17 protein-coding genes are annotated in these 18762 nt (G+C 71.2%); all 17 read right to left on the bottom strand.

Translation table 11 applies throughout. The annotated features are described in order from the left end of the window. Positions 1-21 precede the first annotated feature (21 nt). A complete protein-coding gene (gene nuoL / locus ACN27A_RS23960) occupies positions 22-1980 on the bottom strand; it encodes an NADH-quinone oxidoreductase subunit L (protein WP_421456918.1) in 1959 nt (652 codons plus the stop codon). An 11-nt stretch (positions 1981-1991) separates the two neighbouring features. After that, positions 1992-2291 carry an NADH-quinone oxidoreductase subunit NuoK gene (gene nuoK / locus ACN27A_RS23955; RefSeq protein WP_132232104.1) on the bottom strand — a complete coding sequence of 100 codons (300 nt, stop codon included), beginning with the start codon at positions 2289-2291 and terminating at the stop codon, positions 1992-1994. Then, entirely contained in the window at positions 2288-3058 is a 771-nt protein-coding gene (locus ACN27A_RS23950; RefSeq protein WP_421456917.1) for an NADH-quinone oxidoreductase subunit J, read from the bottom strand. Before ACN27A_RS23950 ends, nuoK begins: the two co-directional genes overlap by 4 nt. Next, positions 3055-3696 (bottom strand): NADH-quinone oxidoreductase subunit NuoI, encoded by a 642-nt coding sequence (gene nuoI, locus ACN27A_RS23945; protein ID WP_132232108.1) that lies wholly within the window; start codon positions 3694-3696, stop codon positions 3055-3057. The genes ACN27A_RS23950 and nuoI overlap by 4 nt, the downstream gene beginning before the upstream one ends. A gap of 1 nt (position 3697) precedes the next feature. Next, complete coding sequence (gene nuoH / locus ACN27A_RS23940) at positions 3698-5053, bottom strand: NADH-quinone oxidoreductase subunit NuoH (RefSeq protein ID WP_421456916.1); 1356 nt, start codon at positions 5051-5053, stop codon at positions 3698-3700. After that, positions 5050-7563 (bottom strand): NADH-quinone oxidoreductase subunit G, encoded by a 2514-nt coding sequence (locus tag ACN27A_RS23935; protein WP_421456915.1) that lies wholly within the window; start codon positions 7561-7563, stop codon positions 5050-5052. Before ACN27A_RS23935 ends, nuoH begins: the two co-directional genes overlap by 4 nt. Further along, positions 7563-8879, bottom strand: a complete 1317-nt coding sequence (nuoF, locus tag ACN27A_RS23930; RefSeq protein ID WP_132232114.1) for an NADH-quinone oxidoreductase subunit NuoF — start codon at positions 8877-8879, stop codon at positions 7563-7565. Before nuoF ends, ACN27A_RS23935 begins: the two co-directional genes overlap by 1 nt. Beyond that, positions 8876-10033: an NADH-quinone oxidoreductase subunit NuoE gene (gene nuoE / locus ACN27A_RS23925; protein ID WP_421456914.1), complete on the bottom strand. Its 1158-nt coding sequence runs from the start codon at positions 10031-10033 to the stop codon at positions 8876-8878. The genes nuoF and nuoE overlap by 4 nt, the downstream gene beginning before the upstream one ends. Beyond that, positions 10030-11355 carry an NADH-quinone oxidoreductase subunit D gene (locus ACN27A_RS23920; protein WP_421456913.1) on the bottom strand — a complete coding sequence of 442 codons (1326 nt, stop codon included), beginning with the start codon at positions 11353-11355 and terminating at the stop codon, positions 10030-10032. Before ACN27A_RS23920 ends, nuoE begins: the two co-directional genes overlap by 4 nt. A 109-nt stretch (positions 11356-11464) precedes the next feature. Beyond that, positions 11465-12202, bottom strand: a complete 738-nt coding sequence (locus tag ACN27A_RS23915; RefSeq protein ID WP_421456912.1) for an NADH-quinone oxidoreductase subunit C — start codon at positions 12200-12202, stop codon at positions 11465-11467. Further along, a complete protein-coding gene (locus ACN27A_RS23910; protein ID WP_132232122.1) occupies positions 12199-12876 on the bottom strand; it encodes a NuoB/complex I 20 kDa subunit family protein in 678 nt (225 codons plus the stop codon). Before ACN27A_RS23910 ends, ACN27A_RS23915 begins: the two co-directional genes overlap by 4 nt. Positions 12877-12890: 14 nt before the next feature. Beyond that, on the bottom strand, positions 12891-13256 hold the full coding sequence (locus ACN27A_RS23905; RefSeq protein ID WP_111134310.1) for an NADH-quinone oxidoreductase subunit A: 366 nt from the start codon (positions 13254-13256) through the stop codon (positions 12891-12893). 193 nt (positions 13257-13449) lie between these two features. After that, positions 13450-14727: a geranylgeranyl reductase family protein gene (locus ACN27A_RS23900; protein WP_421456911.1), complete on the bottom strand. Its 1278-nt coding sequence runs from the start codon at positions 14725-14727 to the stop codon at positions 13450-13452. Between the two features lie 148 nt (positions 14728-14875). Next, entirely contained in the window at positions 14876-15106 is a 231-nt protein-coding gene (locus tag ACN27A_RS23895; RefSeq protein WP_421456910.1) for a hypothetical protein, read from the bottom strand. 65 nt (positions 15107-15171) lie between these two features. Further along, positions 15172-15882, bottom strand: coding sequence for a demethylmenaquinone methyltransferase (locus tag ACN27A_RS23890; RefSeq protein WP_151454888.1), 711 nt, complete (start codon positions 15880-15882; stop codon positions 15172-15174). Between the two features lie 113 nt (positions 15883-15995). Beyond that, positions 15996-17249, bottom strand: a complete 1254-nt coding sequence (locus tag ACN27A_RS23885) for a cell wall anchor protein (RefSeq protein ID WP_421456909.1) — start codon at positions 17247-17249, stop codon at positions 15996-15998. A gap of 221 nt (positions 17250-17470) precedes the next feature. Next, a complete protein-coding gene (locus tag ACN27A_RS23880; protein ID WP_421456908.1) occupies positions 17471-18676 on the bottom strand; it encodes an LPXTG cell wall anchor domain-containing protein in 1206 nt (401 codons plus the stop codon). Between the last annotated feature and the right edge of the window lie 86 nt (positions 18677-18762).

Here is an 18762-nt window from a genome sequence, read left to right as displayed (position 1 = left end):
CGGCCGCCTGGAAGAGGTCGATCACGCCAGCCACCCCGCCTCGACGGCCAGGAACGCCGCCAGGACCAGCAGCGCGCCGGTCAGGATCGAGGTGGCGTACGACCGGACGAAGCCCGTCTGGAGCCGCCGGAGCCGACCCGAGCCGCCACCGATCCCCGCCGCGAGGCCGTTGACCAGCCCGTCGACGCCCCGGTTGTCGAGGTAGACCAGCGCCCGGGTGAGGAAGATGCCCGGCTTCTCGAAGATCGCCTCGTTGACCGTGTCGGTGTAGAGGTTCTTCCGCGCGGCGGTGACCAGCACCCCGGCCGGCTGCGGCGCGGTGGCCGTGCCGCCCCGGAACAGGAACCAGGCCAGCCCGGCACCGAGCACGGTGACCAGGATCGACAGGATCGTGATCACGGTGTGCGAGAGCACCGCGTGGTGCTCCCCCTCTGCCGCACCGAGCCCGGCCGTGGCGGTGAGCCAGTCCGGCACCGAGGTGGAGAGCAGCCAACCCGCGCCCACCGAGCCGACCGCCAGCAGGATCAGCGGAATGGTCATCAGCTTCGGCGACTCGTGCGGGTGCCCGATGTCCTCGGTCCAGCGCTTCGGCCCGTGGAAGGTGAGCACGAAGAGCCGGGTCATGTAGAACGCGGTCAGTCCGGCGCCGAGCAGCGCGGCCATGCCGAAGAGCCAGGCGGTCCAGTCGTCCCGCTCGAACGCCGCCACGATGATCGGCTCCTTGGAGAAGAAGCCGGACAACGGCGGGATGCCGATGATCGCGAGCCAGCCCGTCATGAAGGTGATCCAGGTGACCTTCATGTACTTCGACAGCCCGCCGAACCGGCGGATGTCGACCTGGTCGTTCATGCCGTGCATGACCGAGCCTGCGCCGAGGAACATGTTGGCCTTGAAGAAGCCGTGCGCCAGCAGGTGCACGATCGCCAGCGCGTAGGCGCCACCGCCGAGGCCGACGCCGAGGAACATGTAGCCGATCTGGCTGACCGTCGACCAGGCCAGCACCCGCTTGATGTCGTCCTTGGCCGCGCCGATGATGCAGCCGATCAGCAGCGTCAGCGCGCCGACGCTCACCACCACCAACTGGAGGGTGGAGTTGGCCGAGAAGATCGGGTTCGAGCGGGCGATCAGGTAGACGCCGGCGGTGACCATGGTCGCGGCGTGGATGAGCGCCGACACGGGGGTCGGGCCCTCCATCGCGTCCGGCAGCCACGCCTGGAGCGGGAACTGGCCGGACTTGCCGGTCGCGCCGAGCAGCAGCAGCAGGCCGAGCACCAGCACCGTGGTCGCGGTCAGCGAGCCGACCCCGTTGAACACCTCGTCGTACTGCGTGGTGCCGAGGCTGGCGAACATGATGAAGATGCCGATCGCCAGGCCGGCGTCGCCGACCCGGTTCATCAGGAACGCCTTCTTGCCGGCGGTGGCGGCGCTGGGCCGCTCGTACCAGAAGGAGATCAGCAGGTACGACGCCAGACCGACGCCCTCCCAGCCGAAGTAGAGCATCACGTAGTTGTTGCCGAGCACCAGCAGCAGCATGGCGGCGACGAACAGGTTGAAGTAGGCGAAGAACCGCCGACGTCCCGCGTCGTGCGACATGTACTCGACCGCGTAGAGGTGGATCAGGAAGCCCACCCCGGTGATCAGCAGCACGAAGACGGCGGCCAGCGGGTCGAAGAGCAGACCGAAGTCCACCCGCAGGTCGCCGACCGTGATGAAGTCCCACAGGCTCAGCTCGACCGACTTGTTCTCCAGGCCACGCAGCTGGAGGAAGTAGGTCAGGCCCAGCACGAACGCGGCGCCGATGGCGGCCACCCCGAGCCAGTGCCCCCAGCGGTCCGCCCGCCGGCCGAGCAGCAGCAGGACCGCCGCGCTGAGCAGCGGAATCGCCACCAGCAGCCAGACGCTGCCCAGCAGCCCGTCCGCCGTCGCGTAGGCGACGGTGCCCACCGGCTCAGCCGGGGCGTTCGTCAGAATCGTTCCCACCGCAGGACCCCTCAGTACTTCAGCAGGTTGGCGTCGTCGACACTCGCGGAGCGTCGGGTCCGGAAGATCGCCATGATGATCGCGAGACCGACCACGACCTCGGCCGCCGCCACCACCATCACGAAGAACGCCATGATCTGGCCGTTGAGGTCACCGTTGATCCGGCTGAAGGTGACCAGCGTCAGGTTGGCCGCGTTGAGCATCAGCTCGATGCACATGAAGAGCACGATCGCGTTGCGCCGGATGAGCACACCGACCGCGCCGATGGTGAAGAGCACCGCGGCCAGCACCAGGTAGTAGTCCGGCGTCACTTTTCCGTCCCCTTCAGGGTGGTCTCCCGGTCGTCGAGCTCGCGCACCGGCAGGATCTCCGGGGTGCTCCGCTCGGTCAGCCGGCCGTCCGGCAGGCGGGCCGGGGTGGCCACGGAGGAGGAGGTCGCGTAGACGCCCGGGCCGGGCTTCGGGCCCGGGTAGTTGCCCGGGGCGAAGCGCGCCCGCATCGTCTTCGGCTGGTCCAGCCTGTCCTCCTTGCGCCGCTCGATGTGGGCCAGGACCATCGCGCCGATGGCGGCCGTGATGAGCAGCGCCGAGGTGAGCTCGAACGCGAAGACGTACTTGGTGAAGAGCAGCCGGGCGATGCCCTGCACGTTGCCCTCGGCGTTGGCCTGCTCCAGGCCGACCGCCGTGGTGCCCTCCAGCGCGCGCCACAGCCCGCCGCCGGCCAGGCCGGCGAAGCCGAGCCCGAGCACCACCGCCGCGACCCGTTGGCCGCGCAGCGTCTCGATCAGCGAGTCCGAGGCGTCGCGACCCACCAGCATCAGCACGAACAGGAAGAGCATCATGATCGCGCCGGTGTAGACGATGATCTGCACCATGCCGATGAACGGCCCGGCCTGCAGGACGTAGAAGACGCCCAGGCAGAGCATCGTCAGCACCAGCCAGAGGGCCGAGTGCACGGCGTTGCGCGCCGCGACCATGCCGATCGCGCCGATCAGCGCCAGCGGGGCCAGGATCCAGAAGGTCACCTGCTCCCCGCCGGAGACCTCGCCCGCCGCGGCGAGCACCGTCTGCGTGGTCATGCTCCGTCTCCCTTGGCGGCTGCCGCCCGCTGGGCGTGCTGCTCGGCGCCCGGGAAGGTCACACCGGGGTGCTCCTCCACCTGGTACCGGCCCGGGTTGTTGGCCGAGTGCTCCGCGCCGGCCGAGGTGCCCGGGTTGGTCAGCGCGCCGACGTAGTAGTCCTTCTCGCTGTCACCGAGGCGCATCGGGTGCGGCGGCTGCTCCATGCCCGGCAGCAGCGGCGCGAGCAGCTGCTCCTTCGTGAAGATCAGATCCTGCCGGTTGTCCCGGGCCAGCTCGTACTCGTTGCTCATGGTGAGCGAACGGGTCGGGCAGGCCTCGATGCAGAGCCCGCAGAAGATGCAGCGGGCGTAGTTGATCTGGTAGATGCTGGCGTACCGCTCACCCGGCGAGAAGCGCTGCTCGTCGGTGTTGTCGCCGCCCTCGACGTAGATCGCGTCCGCCGGGCAGGCCCAGGCGCACAGCTCGCAGCCGATGCACTTCTCCAGCCCGTCCGGGTGCCGGTTGAGGATGTGCCGCCCGTGGTAGCGCGGCGCCGACACCGGCGGCTTGAACGGGTAGTCGGTGGTGACGACCTTCTTGAACATGTGCGAGAAGGTGACACCGAATCCCTTGAACGTTCCGGTGATCGCGCCCACGTCACACCTCCCTGGAGTCCGGGCCGGCGGCGATGTTGGCCGGCTCCCGCTCGGCGACCACGCGCCTCGTGCGCGGGCTCGGTGGTACCTGCAGGTCCATCGGGGGCAGCGGGAAGCTGCCGTGCGGCCGGTCGTTGACCTGCTCCTGGACCGTCGGCTTCGGCTGCTGCTTCCGGCTCGGCCAGAGCAGCGTGGCGAGCAGCAGGATGCCTGCGGGGATGCCGACGGCGATCAGCTTGCTGCGCGAGTCCCAGTCCTCGATCGAGCGCAGGCCGGCCAGGACCAGGATCCAGACCAGGTTGATCGGGAGCAGGACCTTCCAGCCGAAGCGCATGAACTGGTCGTAGCGCAGCCGGGGCAGGGTGCCCCGCAGCCAGACGAAGACGAACACCAGCATGACGACCTTGCCGAAGAACCACAGCATCGGCCACCAGCCGGCGTTGGCGCCCGCCCAGATGCTGGTGATCGGCCACGGCGCGTGCCAGCCGCCGAGGAAGAGCGTCACGGTGAAGGCCGACATGGTCACCATCGCGACGTACTCGCTGAGCATGAAGAGCGCGAACTTCAGCGAGCTGTACTCCGTCTGGAAGCCCGCCACCAGCTCCGACTCCGCCTCGGGCAGGTCGAACGGCGCCCGGTTCGTCTCACCGACGATGGCGATGAAGAACATGATGAAGCTGGGGAGCAGCAGGAGCGCGTACCAGCCGGGTGCCGGAACCTCGAAGCCCCCGATGCTCAGCCGGGTGCCGTCACCCTGGGCGGCGACGATCCCGCTGGTCGACATGGTGCCGGCGGTCATGAAGACCGCGACGACGCTCAGGCCCATCGTGACCTCGTACGAGACCAGCTGGGCGGCGGAGCGCAGGCCGCCGAGCAGGGGGTACGTGGAGCCGCTGGCCCAGCCGCCGAGCACGATGCCGTACACGGCCAGCGAGGAGAGGGCCAGCACCACCAGCACCGCCACCGGCACGTCGGTGACCTGCAGCGGCGTCCGGTGCCCGAAGATGCTGACCATCGGCCCGAACGGGATCACCGACAGCGCGGTGATCGCGCAGACCACCGAGATCACCGGGGCGAAGAAGAAGACGACCTTGTCGGCGGTCCGCGGGAGGAGGTCCTCCTTGAAGGCGAGCTTCAGGCCGTCGGCGAGGGTCTGCAGCAGACCGAACGGGCCGGCCTGGTTGGGGCCGGGCCGCACGGCCATGCGGCCCACGACCCGGCGCTCGAACCAGACGCCGAGCAGCGTGGCCAGCACGGCGACGACGAACGCGAAGACGATCTTGCCGATAACCAGCCACCAGGGATCCCGGCCGAAGTCGGCCAGCGTCGGATCCTGGGCCAGGTAGACCGCGTTCACTGCTGTACACCCCCTGCGTTGAGGAGCGGGCCCGGGCGGTCCGCCGCGTCGGCGGCGACCGCGGCGGCGGAGATCCGCACGAGCGCTCCGGACGTCGCGCCGAGGCTGCGTCGCACGGTCGAGCCGGGCGAGTTGGTCGGCAGCCAGACGACGCCGTCCGGCATCTCGGTGATCGCCGCCGGCAGGGTCAGCGCCCCCCGGTCGGTGCCCACCGTCACCGGGTCGCCGTCGGCGACGCCGAGCGCCTCCGCGGTGCCCTTGCCCAACCGGACCACCGGCGGGCGGGCGGTGCCGGCGAGGTGCTCGTCGCCGTCGGTGAGGCTGCCCAGGTCGATCAGCTGGTGCCAGGTGGCGAGCACCGCCTCACCGGCGCCCGGCTCCCGCACCGCGGCCGGCTCCACCGACGGGGCGGCGGGACGGTCGGTCCGGGTCCGCGGCAGCGCGCCCAGCTCGCGGCGGACGCTGAGCACGTCACCGGTGCCGAGCTGCACGTCGAGCTGCGCGGCGAGCGCGTCCAGCACGCGGCCGTCGGTCATCGCGGCGGTGCGCAGCACCGCCTCGAAGGTGCGCAGCCGGCCCTCCCAGTCCAGGAAGCTGCCGGCCTTCTCGACCACCGGGGCGACGGGGAAGACCACGTCGGCCCGCCGGGCCACCGCGCTCATCCGCAGCTCCAGGCTGACCAGGAACGGCACCTCGTCCAGGGCCTTCTCGGCCAGCCGCGGGTCGGCCAGGTCGGCCGGGTCGACCCCGGCCACCACCAGCGCGCCGAGCTGACCGCCGACGGCGGCGGCGAGGATCGCGTCGGTGTCCCGGCCGGCCTGGCTCGGGATCACCCCGGCGGGGATGTCCCACGCCTCACCCAGCTCGGCCCGGGCGGCCGGCTCGTTGACCAGGCGGCCACCGGGAAGCAGGTTGGGCAGGCAGCCCGCGTCGACCGCGCCGCGGTCACCCGCGCGCCGCGGCACCCAGGCCAGCTTCGCGCCGGTACGCCGGGCCACGTCGGCCGCCGCGGAGAGGCCGCCCGGCACGCTGGCCAGCCGCTCGCCGACGATCAGGATCGCGCCCTCGGCGCTGAGCGCCTCGGCCACCGTCGCGTGCTCGGCGAGCACGGTCGCCTCCTCGCCCGGCACCACCCGGGCCAGCTTGGCCCCGAGCTTCTCCAGGCCGCGGGTGGCGAACGGCGCGATCGCGTAGACCGTCAGCTTCTTCTTCAGGTACGCCTTGCGCAGCCGCAGGAAGAGGATCGGGCACTCCTCCTCCGGCTCCAGCCCGACCAGCACCACGGCCGGCGCCTTCTCGACGTCGGCGTACGTGACGTCGGTGACCCCGGCGACCGAGCTGGCCAGGAAGTCCGTCTCCTCGCGGGAGACCGGCCGGGCCCGGAAGTCGACGTCGTTGGTGTTCAGCGCGACCCGGGCGAACTTCGCGTACGCGTAGGCGTCCTCGACGGTCAGCCGACCGCCGGTGAGCACCGCCGTGCCCCGCCCGCCGTCCCGCGCCGCGCGCAGCCCCTCGGCGGCGACGGCCAACGCCTCGCTCCACGCCGCCTCACGCAGCTCGCCGGTCTGCGGGTCGCGGACCAGCGGGGTGGTGAGCCGGTCGAAGGCGCGGGTGTACTGGAAGCCCCACCGCCCCTTGTCGCAGTTCCACTCCTCGTTCACCGCCGGGTCGTCGCCGGCCAGCCGGCGCAGCACCTTGCCCCGCCGCCAGTCGGTGCGCTGGGCGCACCCGGCCGAGCAGTGCTCGCAGACGCTCGGGGAGGAGACCAGGTCGAACGGCCGGGCCCGGAACCGGTACTGGGTGCCGGTCAGCGCGCCGACCGGGCAGATCTGCACCGTGTTCCCGGAGAAGTACGAGTTGAACGGCACGTCCCCGGATTCGTCGGCGGCCGAGCCGGGGCAGCCCGCGCCCGTCTCGACGCCGTAGTCCTCGTCCCGGTAGATGTTGATCTCCTCGGCGGACGACCGGCCCATCAGGTCGATGAACTTGTCGCCGGCGATCTCCTCGGAGAACCGGGTGCAGCGCTGGCAGAGCACGCAGCGCTCGCGGTCGAGCAGCACCTGCGTGCTGATCGGCAGCGGCTTCGGGTACTCCCGCTTGTGCTCGTGGAACCGCGAGTCGGCGCGCCCGGTGGACATCGCCTGGTTCTGCAGCGGGCACTCGCCGCCCTTGTCGCACATCGGGCAGTCGAGCGGGTGGTTCAGCAGCAGCAGCTCCATGACCCCCTCCTGCGCCTTCTTGGCGACCGGGGAGGTGAGCTGGGTGCGTACGACCATGCCGTCGGCGACGGTCTGGGTGCAGGAGGCGACGGGCTTGCGCTGCCCCTCCACCTCGACCAGGCACTGCCGGCACGCGCCGGCCGGGGCCAGCAGCGGGTGGTCGCAGAACCGGGGGATCTCGGTGCCCAGCTGCTCGGCGACCCGGATCAGCAGTGCCCCCTTCGGGGCGGTGACCTCGACGCCGTCGATGGTGAGCGTGACGGTTTCCGGGGCCTTGACGACGTCAGTCATTAGTGGGCTCCCACCAACTGCTTGTCGGACAGCTTCGGCGCCGTGCGCCCCTCGATGTAGTCGAGGTAGTCCTGCTTGAAGTACTTCAGCGACGAGGTCACCGAGCTGGTCGCGCCGTCACCCAGGCCGCAGAACGAGCGGCCGAGGATGTTGTCGCAGGTGTCCAGCAGGGTGTCCAGGTCCTCGTGGGTGCCCTGACCGGCGAGGATCCGCCGGTAGACCCGGACCATCCAGTAGTTGCCCTCGCGGCACGGGGTGCACTTGCCGCACGACTCGTGGTGGTAGAACTCCAGCCACCGGTAGGTCGCGTAGACCGGGCAGTCCTGGTCGGAGAAGATCTGGGTGGCCGTGGTGCCGAGGATCGAGCCGGCCGCCGCCACCCCCTCGAAGTCCAGCGGCACGTCCAGGTGCTCGGCGGTGAGCAGCGGCGTCGACGAGCCACCCGGCGTCCAGAACCTCAGGTTGTGACCGGGCTGCATGCCGCCGGCCAGCTCGATCAGCTCCCGCAGGGTGACGCCCATGCCGCACTCGAACTGGCCGGGGTTGGCGATCCGGCCGGAGAGCGAGTAGATCATCGGGCCGGACGACTTCTCCGTGCCCATGGTCTTCCACCAGTCGGCGCCGCCCAGCACGATGTAGGGGACGCTGGCGATGGTGCCGACGTTGTTGACCACCGTCGGGCTCGCGTACAGGCCGTGGGTCGCCGGGAACGGCGGGCGCAGCCGGGGCTGGCCCCGGAAGCCCTCCAGCGAGTCCAGCAGCGCGGTCTCCTCGCCGCAGATGTACGCCCCGGCGCCCGAGTGCACCACCAGCTCCAGGTCGTACCCGGAGCCGAGGATGTTCCGGCCCAGGTAGCCCTTGGCGGTGGCCTCCCGCACGGCGTTGCGCAGCCGGCGCGCGGCGTGCACCGCCTCGCCCCGGATGTAGATGTAGGCGCGGCTGGCCCGGATCGCGTACGACGCGATGATCACGCCCTCGACGAGGGCGTGCGGGTCGTGCGTCATCAGCGGGAGGTCCTTGCAGGTGCCCGGCTCCCCCTCGTCGGCGTTGACGACGAGGTAGTGCGGCTTGCCGTCGCCCTGCGGGATGAACCCCCACTTGAGACCGGTCGGGAAGCCGGCGCCGCCGCGACCGCGCAGGCCGGAGTCCTTGATCAGCTGGATCAGGTCGTCCGGGTGCGCCTTGAGCGCCTTGCGCAGGGCCGCGTAGCCGTCGAGCTTCTCGTAGGTGCCGATGCGCCAGGCGTCCGGCGAGAGCCAGCGCTTGGTGAGTACCGGCGTCAGCTTGGCCAGGGTCTCCGGCCGGGGAGTGGTCACTTCTGGACCCCCGTCTCGCTCGCGACGGCGGAGCCCGCGCCACCGGCGCCCGCCTCGGCTTCCTTGAGGTTGCGCTGCTGCGCGCCGGCCTCGTCGCCGGCGGGCTTGCCGTCGCCGGCCGGCGCGTTGGCCGCCGCCCCGGCGGCCTCCGCCTCCCGCGCGTCGCGGGGAGCCGGCGGGGCGCCGTCCACCGGAACCTTGGTGCCCGGGGCGTCCGGCACGGCGGTCGCCGCGTCGGGCTGCCGGGTCTCGGCGGTACGCACCTCGGGCGACTTGGCGTCCGGCGCCTTGACGTCACGGGTGGTGCTGCCGGCCGCCTCGGCGGCGGGGGCCGGCTCGCCGGTGCCCGCGTTGCCCGTGGCGGGCCGGGCGCCGTTGCCGCTCGGGGCCGGCGCGGCCTTGGCCGGCTCGGGAGCCGGCTTCGCGGCCTCGCTCCTGGCCTTCGCCTCGGCGGCGGCCTTGTCGGCCTCGGCCTTGCTGCGGATCGGGGTGTTCGGGTCGAAGCCCGGCACCGAGATGCCGTGCTCCTGCGCCAGCCGCAGCCCCCGCAGGGTGGGCTCCCCCGGCCCGCCGTCGGCGACCGCGCCCTCCCGCTCGTCGGCGAAGCCGGCGAGCTGCACCGCCATCTCCTTGAGGGTGCAGAGCCGGGCGCCCCGGGTCGGCATCGGCCGGCCACCGGCGCGCAGCTCGTCGACGACGCCGCGCGCGGTCTGCGGGTCCACCCCGTCGAAGAAGTCGTAGTTGACGGTCATCACCGGGCCGTAGTCGCACGCCGCCAGGCACTCGGCGTGCTCCAGGGTGATCTTCCCGTCGGCGGTGGTCTCGTCGTGCCCCACGCCGAGGTGCTCGGCGAGGGTGTCGTAGACCTCCTGGCCGCCGAGCACGTTGCACATCGTGTTGGTGCAGACGCTCACCAGGTAGTCGCCGGTCGGCCGGCGCTTGTACATGGTGTAGAAGGTGGCGACCGCCCCCACCTGGGCCTTGTTGAGGCCCAGCACCTCGGCGCAGAACGCCACACCGGCCGGGGAGACGTAGCCCTCCTCGGACTGCACCAGGTGCAGCAGCGGCAGCAGCGCCGACCGGGACCGGTCGGCCGGATAGCGGGCGATGATCTCCCGCGCCCGCTCCCTGGTCTCGTCAGTGAAAACACTCATCGGTCACAACCACCCATCACAGGGTCCAGCGAGGCGCCACCGGCGATCACGTCGGCGATCAGGCCGCCCTCGGCCATCGCCGGGAGCGCCTGGAGGTTGACGAAGCTCGGCTCCCGGTAGTGCACCCGGTAGGGCCGGGTGCCACCGTCGGAGACGGCGTGCACGCCCAGCTCGCCGCGGGGCGACTCGATGCCGACGTAGACCTGGCCCGGCGGCACCCGGAAGCCCTCGGTGACGAGCTTGAAGTGGTGGATCAGCGACTCCATCGACTGACCCATGATCTTCGCGACGTGCTCCAGCGAGTTGCCCATGCCGTCGACGCCGATGGCGAGCTGCGCCGGCCAGGCGATCTTCTTGTCGGCCACCATCACCGGGCCCGGCTTGAGCCGGTCCAACGCCTGCTCGACGAGCTTGAGCGACTCCCGGATCTCGGCGAGCCGGACCAGGTAGCGGCCCCACACGTCGCCGTCGGTGTGCGTCGGCACGTCGAACTCGTACGTCTCGTAGCCGCAGTACGGCATGGTCTTGCGCAGGTCCCAGGCGAGGCCGGCAGAACGCAGCACGGGGCCGGTCACGCCGAGCGCGAGGCAGCCCGTCACGTCGAGCACCGCGACGTTCTTGGTCCGCTCGAGCCAGATGGGCTGCCCGGAGAGGAGGTTCTCGTACTCCTTGAGCCGCTTCGGCATCAGCTTGAGGAACTCGCGGATCTTGACGATCGCCTCGTCCGGCACGTCCTGGGCCACGCCGCCCGGACGGACGTACGCGTGGTTCATCCGCAGGCCGGTGATGATCTCGAAGATCTCCAGGACGTACTCACGCTCGCGGAAGCCGTAGAGCATCATGTTGATCGCGCCCAGCTCCATGGCGGTGGTGGCCACCCAGACCAGGTGCGACGAGATCCGGTTCAGCTCCATCATCAGGACCCGGATGGTGTTCGCCCGCTCGGTGATCTGGTCGGTGATCCCGAGCAGCTTCTCCACCGCCAGCGCGTACCCGGTCTCGTTGAAGATCGGGGCGAGGTAGTCCATCCGGGTCACGAAGGTGCTGCCCTGGACCCAGTTGCGGTATTCGAGGTTCTTCTCGATGCCGGTGTGCAGGTAGCCGACGACCGAGCGGGCCTCGCGGACCGTCTCGCCCTCCAGCTCAAGGATCAGCCGGAGCACGCCGTGCGTCGACGGGTGCTGCGGACCCATGTTGACGACGATGCGCTCGTCGTTGATCGGGTCGGCCCCCGAGACGACGCTGTCCCAGTCGCCACCGGTGACGGTGAAGACCTTCCCCTCGGTGGTGTCGCGCTCGGTGGCGTAGTTCGACGTGCTCACAGTGCCGGCCCTCCGTTCACGACTGCGCGAACCTCTGCCCGCGACTGCGGGGCTCGCTGCGCTCGCTCCTCGCGCGGGCGGCTGGGGCTCGCAAGCTCACTCCTCGCGCTCACTGGTAGGACCTCCTTCGGTCCGGCGGCGGGATCTCAGCGCCCTTGTACTCGACGGGTACGCCGCCGAGCGGGTAGTCCTTGCGCTGCGGGTGCCCCTCCCAGTCGTCCGGCATCAGGATCCGGGTCAGGTTGGGGTGACCGTCGAAGACGATGCCGAACATGTCGTACGCCTCGCGCTCCTGCCAGTCCGCCGTCGGGTAGACCGACGTGACGCTCGGCAGGTGCGGGTCCTCGGCGGAGACCGCTGCCTCCAGCCGCACCGTGCGGCGGTAGGTCATCGAGGTGAGCTGGTAGACGACGTGCAGGCGGCGGGCGTCGGCGCCGAGGTAGTCGACCCCGGAGACCGAGGAGCAGAGCTCGAAGCGGAGCGCCATGTCGTCGCGCATCACCTGGCAGACCTCGGCGATCCGCTCCGGGCGGATGTGCAGGGTCAGCTCGCCCCGGTCGACCACGACCTTCTCGACGGCGTCGGCGAAGTCCGCGTACGCCTCCTCCAGCGCGTCGCGGACCTCGTCGAAGTAGCCCCCGTACGGCCGGGGCGCGTCCTCGATGGTCCGGCGCTGGCGGACGAGGCCGCCGAAGCCGGACACGTCGCCGGAGCCCTGGTTGCCGAACATGCCCCGGCCGGCCGGGCTGGCCGGGGGGTACTCGGCGGGTGCGGTGGTGCTGGCGCCGGCCGGCGTGACCGGAACCGGCACGCCGCCGTCGTCTTGCCTGTCCTGAGGCGCGGTCACTTCTGGACACCCCCGTGCTGCAGGTGGTTCTGGGCCTTCATCCAGTTCTCGATCCGCAGCTGCTCCTCGCGACCCTCACGGACCGCCTTGGTCCACTCGGCCCGCCGGGCCTTGTCGCTGCGGTACGACGACGGCATCGAGCCGTAGGGGACGACCGGGACGTCGCCGCGGGCCTTGCGCGCCTCGAGCATCTTGCGGCCGTTCGGGCCGAGCGGCTCGTGCCCGATCTTCTCGCGCAGCTTGAGGACCGCGTCGATGAGCATCTCGGGCCGGGGCGGGCAACCGGGCAGGTACATGTCGACCGGGACGATGTGGTCGACGCCCTGCACGATGGCGTAGTTGTTGAACATGCCGCCGCTGCTGGCGCAGACGCCCATCGAGATGACCCAGCGGGGCTCCGCCATCTGGTCGTAGATCTGGCGCAGCACCGGGGCCATCTTCTGGCTCACCCGACCGGCCACGATCATCAGGTCGGCCTGCCGGGGCGAGGCCCGGAAGACCTCCATGCCCCAGCGGCCCATGTCGTAGTGCGGACCACCGGCGGCCATCATCTCGATCGCGCAGCAGGCCAGACCGAAGGTGGCCCCCCAGACCGACGTCTTCCGCGACCAGTTGACCAGCTTCTCCACCGAGGTGAGCAGGACACCGGCGGGAAGCTTCTCCTCGATACCCATCTGAGGTTCCTCCCTCAGTCCCAGTCCAGGCCGCCACGCCGCCAGACGTAGGCGTAGGCGACGAAGACAGCGACGATGAACAGGACCATCTCCACGAAGCCGAAGATCGGCAGGGCGTCGAACGAGACCGCCCAGGGGTAGAGGAAGATGATCTCGATGTCGAAGACGATGAAGAGCATCGCCGTCAGGTAGAACTTGATCGGGAACCGGCCGCCGCCGACCGGCTGCGGACTGGGCTCGATGCCGCACTCGTACGCCTCGAGCTTGGCCTTGTTGTAGCGCCGGGGACCGGCGAAGCGGGCAGCGGCCACGGAGAACAGCGCGAACCCCGCGGCGAGGGCGAACAGCCCGATGATCGGTGCATAAGGCGAGAGCGACATCGTTTTCTCCTGCTCGTCCTTCCCTGCCCCTGGTCCTTGTCAAAAATCACACTATTCACGTCCCTCGCGACGGTCGTCGGCGGGGGTCGATCTCTCCTGTCCGCACCTGCGGTCATCGCAGACCGTGGACGGGGCCGTCACACGGGGCTGCCTTCGTTCGCGACCGCGGGCGCTCGCAGGCTCGTTCCTCGGGCTACACGGCGGGCGCCACTCTCGTCATCGTGTTGATGACGCGGTCCATCGCGTCCCCGTCGCGGGGGTCGGTCAGGTTGGCCAGCAGCTTGAGCACGAAGCGCATCAGCATCGGGTGCGGCATCCCGTGCTTCGTGGCCATCCGCATGATCTCGGGGCGGCCGATGAGCTTCACGAAGATGCCGCCGAGCCGGTAGTAGCCGCCGAAGCGGAGCTTCAGCTCCGTCGAGTACGCCGACAGCGCACGCTCCCGGTCCGCGCCGGCCGGGCGCGCGAGCGCCTGCACGGCGACCTCCGCGGCCAGCTCGCCGGACTCCATCGCGTACGCGATGCCCTCGCCGTTGAACGGGTTGACCATGCCGCCGGAGTCACCGACCAGCATCACGCCCCGGGTGTAGTGCGGCACCCGGTTGAAGCCCATGGGGAGCGCGGCGCCGAGGATCGGCCCCTCCGCGTTCGCCTCGTCGGTCATGCCCCAGTCGGCGGGCGTGTTGGCCAGCCAGTCGGTGAGCAGCCGGCGGTAGTTGGTCTTGCCGAACGCCGACGAGGAGTTGAGCACCCCGAGGCCGACGTTGACCCGGCCGTCGCCCAGCCCGAAGATCCAGCCGTACCCGGGCAGCAGGTTGTCGCCGCTGTCCTTGCTGCGAAGTTCGAGCCAGGACTCCAGGTAGTTGTCGTCGTGCTTGGCGGGCGAGCGGTAGTAGCGCCGGACGGCGACGCCGATCGGCCGGTCCTCGCGCTTGGCCAGCCCGAGGGCGAGCGGGAAGCGGCCGGAGACCCCGTCGGCCGCGACGACCAGCGGCGCGTGGAAGGTGGCGGGCTCCTTGCCCGGGCCGACCTCCGCCTCGACGCCGGTGACCCGGCCGTCCGGGCCCAGCACCGGGCCGGTGACGTTCACGCCGGTGCGCAGCTCGGCGCCGGCCTCGACGGCGCGCCGGGCGAGCAGGTCGTCGAAGTCGAGCCGGGTGCGCACCAGGCCGTAGTTGGGGAAGCTCGCCAGGTCGGGCCAGTCCAGCTCCAGCCGGACGCCGCCACCGATGACCCGCAGGCCCCGGTTGTGCAGCCAGCCCGCCTCGGGCGAGGTGTCCACGCCCATCCGGATGAGCTGCCGCACCGCGCGCGGGGTCAGCCCGTCGCCGCAGACCTTCTCCCGGGGGAACTCGGTCTTCTCCAGCAGCAGCACCCGTACGCCGTGCCGAGCCAGGTGGTATGCGGTAGCCGACCCACCGGGACCGGCGCCCACGACGATCACGTCGGCGTCATGTTCCACCGCGGCCATCCCGCGCCTCCTCCCGCATGCTCGTGAAATGCTTCACAAGCCAGACGGTGGGAGTCTATGACCGACGTCATGACCACGCCGGACCAGGGGTACCTAACTTGCCGGGGACACGTCGGCCGAGGTCGGAGGCGGGGCGCCGGGGCGGGTCTCAGTGGCGGGCGGAGGTGGCCGGATCCAGGCCGGCGTCGTGCCGGATCGTCTCCGGCAGGTGCTCGCGCAGCGCGCCGCCGGCGGCGCGGTCCAGGGCGGCCAGCACCTCGGCCACGACCTGACGGACGTCGGCGGGATCCGCGCCGGCCAGCTCCTTGAGCTGGGCGATGAGTTCGGTCGCGTCGTCGTCGGTGGCCTCCGCGCCGACCGCCCGGTGTCGTCCCGTCATGGGGGCGAGCTTACGGAACAAAGTGGAGCAGAAACGGATATTTGCGGAAAGGGTGCCGAATCGGCCTAGACGCGGACCGCGCGGTGCAACGCCGCGATCCCGCCCGTCAGGTTGCGCCAGGCCACCCTGCCCCAGCCCGCCGCGCCGATCCGCGCGGCCAGGGCCGGCTGGTCGGGCCACGCCCGGATCGACTCCGCCAGGTAGACGTACGCGTCGGGGTTGCTGGAGACGGTGCGGGCCACGCTCGGCAGCGAACGCATCAGGTACGACAGGTAGACCGTGCGGAACGCCGGGTTCACCGGGGTGCTGAACTCGCACACCACCAGCCGGCCGCCCGGCCTGGTGACCCGGGCCAGCTCCCGCAGGGCGGCGTCGGTGTCGTTCACGTTGCGCAGCGCGAACGAGATGGTCACCGCGTCGAAGCTGGCGTCGGCGAAGGGCAGCTTCAACGCGTCACCGGCCAGCAGCGGCACCTGGGGACGGGTGCGCTTGCCGACGCGCAGCATGCCGAGGGACAGGTCGGCGCCCACCGCGTACGCGCCCGACTGGGCCAGTTCCTCGGTGGACACGCCGGTGCCGGCGCCCACGTCGAGCACCCGCTCACCCGGCCGCAGGTCGAGCGCGGCCCGGGTGGCCCGGCGCCAGAACCGGTCCTGCCCGAAGGAGAGGACGGTGTTGGTCAGGTCGTAGCGAGCCGCCACGCCGTCGAACATCGCGGCGACCTCGTGCGGCTGCTTGTCCAGGTTGGCGCGCTGGCCCTGCGGGGTACGGCTCACCCCTCCACTCTGCCAGTCCGGCCCGCGCGGGCGGCCGGTGGGTCGGCCGCACCACCACCCGGACACGCCACGGGGCGGGATGGTCGCCCACCCCGCCCCCGTGTCGTCGTACGTCAGTCGGTCGACTTCTCGTCGCCGGGCGCCACCAGGACGACCCTGCGCCGCCGGGAGAGCAGCAGCAGCGCGCCGCCGGCCAGCAGCACGGCCGCGCCGATGCCGCCGATCAGCCCGGCCTGCACGCCGGTCACCGGCAGCCCGCCGTCGCCGCCACCACCGCCACCACCGGGGGTGGTGGTCGGGCCCGCCGTGGGTACGCCCGTCGGGGTCGCCGTCGGGGTGGGCGTCGGCTCACCGGTCGGCGTCGGGGTCGGGGTCGGCTGCGCCGACAGGTCGACGAAGGCCTCGAAGATCGTGTGGTTGTCGCCCATGTCGGCCTCGGAGAAGGCCTTCCGCTGCGCCTGGCCGGCGACCTTCGGCTCCTCCTCCGGCTCGCCCTCGGCGACGTCCAGCCCGTACGCGAAGAGGTCGCCCTCCCGCAGCACCGGCTCGGTCACGTCGTCGCCGACCTTCACCGTCACGTCGGCGGTGTAGTACTGCCCCCGGCGGATGGTCGCGCCGGCGTCCTCGCAGAACGCCTGCTCCTTGCCGAGGAACACCTGCGTGACGCAGCCCTGCGGCACCGTCACGAAGCTCACACCCGCCGGGAGGGTGATGCCGTAGAAGACGCCGGTCGCGGGCCGGCTGCCGTCGTTGTAGACCGCCCAGTCCAGCGGGACGGTCTCGCCCCGGCGCACCGGCCTGAGGTCCGGCTCGTCGGCCACCGCGCCGTTGACCACGACGCCCGCCTGGACGTCCTGCGCCCAGGCGGTGAGGTCGTAGCCGGGCTTCGTCACGGTGACCGGCACCTCGACGACCTCGTCACCGAGGTCACTCTCGGGCGTCGTGGTGGCGACGCCGACGGTCAGCGTGCCGCCGTCGCCCCGGCCGCCCGTGCTGAACAGCGGGACGCCGAAGTCCTTGCTGGTGCCGGCGGGCAGGTCGCCGAGGGAGCACTGGTAGAGGTAACTGTCGATGGCGCGGCAGCCCTCGGGCACCAGGAATCCGACGCGCTTCTTCTTGAGATCCCGGGTGTTCACCCGGTACGAAACGTCCTCCGCCGTGGTCGTGCCGGCGTTGGTGACGGTGAACTTGAACGGCTTGCTCCGGGCCGCGTCGACACCCTTCGCGAGCTGGGTGCTGATCGGGATCACGGCGAGGTCCGGCCCGTCGGCGGCTTGGGCGGGAACGGCGACGGTGGTCAGGCCACCCGCCGCGAGGAGTGCCACGGCACCGGCGCGGGCCAGGGCCGAGCGATGGAACAGGGTCATCGGTCCCCCGGGGGTTAGGGAAGAAACGGATGGTTGCGGAACCCGGGCGGACGCTATCGAAGGTCGAAGCGGCGCGCCAGCAGGGAGATCGTGTTTCATCCGTCCGGCCGATCCGGACGGACGGAGGGTCCGACGCACAGTGGGGGCGGGATGGTCACCCATCCCGCCCCCGCTGCCGTGCGTTATGTGAACGACCCTCGCGGGTCGATGGAGGACGACCGTCAGGCCGTCGGCTTCTCGTCGCCCGGGGTCACCAGGACGACCCGGCGCCGCCGCGCCACCATGAACATGGCCGCGCCCGCGATCAGCACCGCGCCGCCGATGCCGCCGATCAGCGTGGTCTGCGCACCGGTGACCGGCAGGCCGCCGTCGTCGTCACCGCCGCCGCCCGCGCCGCCCTTGGCCGCGACGATCACGGCGTACGCGTCGGAGTTGTCGGTGGCGTCCACGTCGGTCGCCCGCAGGCCGGTGACGTTCTCCGGCAGGGTGACCGCGGCCGCCCGCATCCGGCTGGGCGCGGACCCGACCGGTTCGACGCTGACCAGACCGCCCTTGAGGGCACCCGGCTTCACGTCCGCCGCCACGTCGAACACGTGGTAGAAGCCGTAGGCCGAGTAGAGCTTGTCCTCGGGGTTGGTGTCCTCGTCCTGCGGGATCAGGCCGAAGTTGGCGTAGGTGCAGGTGAAGGTGGACTTGTCGGCCGCGTACTCGCAGCCCGGCTCCACCTCGGTCGGGGTGACGCCCTTGGGCAGCTTGACGCTGATCTTGAGACCGGCGGCGGCCTTGTCACCCTGGTTGGTGATGAAGTAGGTCAGCGCCGAGCGGCCGCCCGCGTGCAGGTCGCCGGAGTAGACCGGGTTGCCGTCGACGATCTTCACGGCCTGCTTGACGTCCTCGGCGACGACCGAGAGGTCCGGCCCGCTGGCGTCGGAGAAGTCCAGCGTGGCGGTCTTGGTGTTGTTCGCCGCGTTGGTGTCGTCCTTCGAGACGAGCTTGAAGGAGAGCGGGGCCTTGTAGGTGCCCTCGGCCTCGAACCTGAACAGGACGATCGGCAGGTCGGTGGTCTCACCCGGGCCCGGCAGGCCCTTCTCCGTCGCGTGGCAGATGAACGCGGTCGGCTTCTCCCCGGCGAGCTCGATGTCGCAGCCGTCCTCGACGGCCGGCACGGCGGCGACCTTGTCGAAGTCGACCTTGGACACGTCCACCCGCACCGACAGTTCGCTCGGGGTGTTCTTGCCGGTGTTGGTCACCTTGGCGTAGGCGAACTTGCCCTGCGCGTTGGCGGCGACCCGCGTGCCAGCCACCTCGATCGCGAGGTCCGTCTCCGTGCCCGAGGCGTGAGCCGGGCTACCGAGGGCGGTCAACGCGCCGGAGGCGAGCAGCGCGCCGGCGCCGATACGCGCCAGCGAACGGTTACGGAAGATCATGGAAGAGTTCCCCCCGTTGGGGTGAAGGAAAGGTACGGCCGGGGACGTTAGCGGTAAGCGATCACGCCCGCCACCCCGCAGGACGG

The organism is Micromonospora sp. WMMD737 (genome assembly GCF_049179055.1).
Taxonomy (GTDB): domain Bacteria; phylum Actinomycetota; class Actinomycetes; order Mycobacteriales; family Micromonosporaceae; genus Micromonospora; species Micromonospora reichwaldensis.
This window is presented reverse-complemented; position numbering and strand designations above follow the sequence as displayed.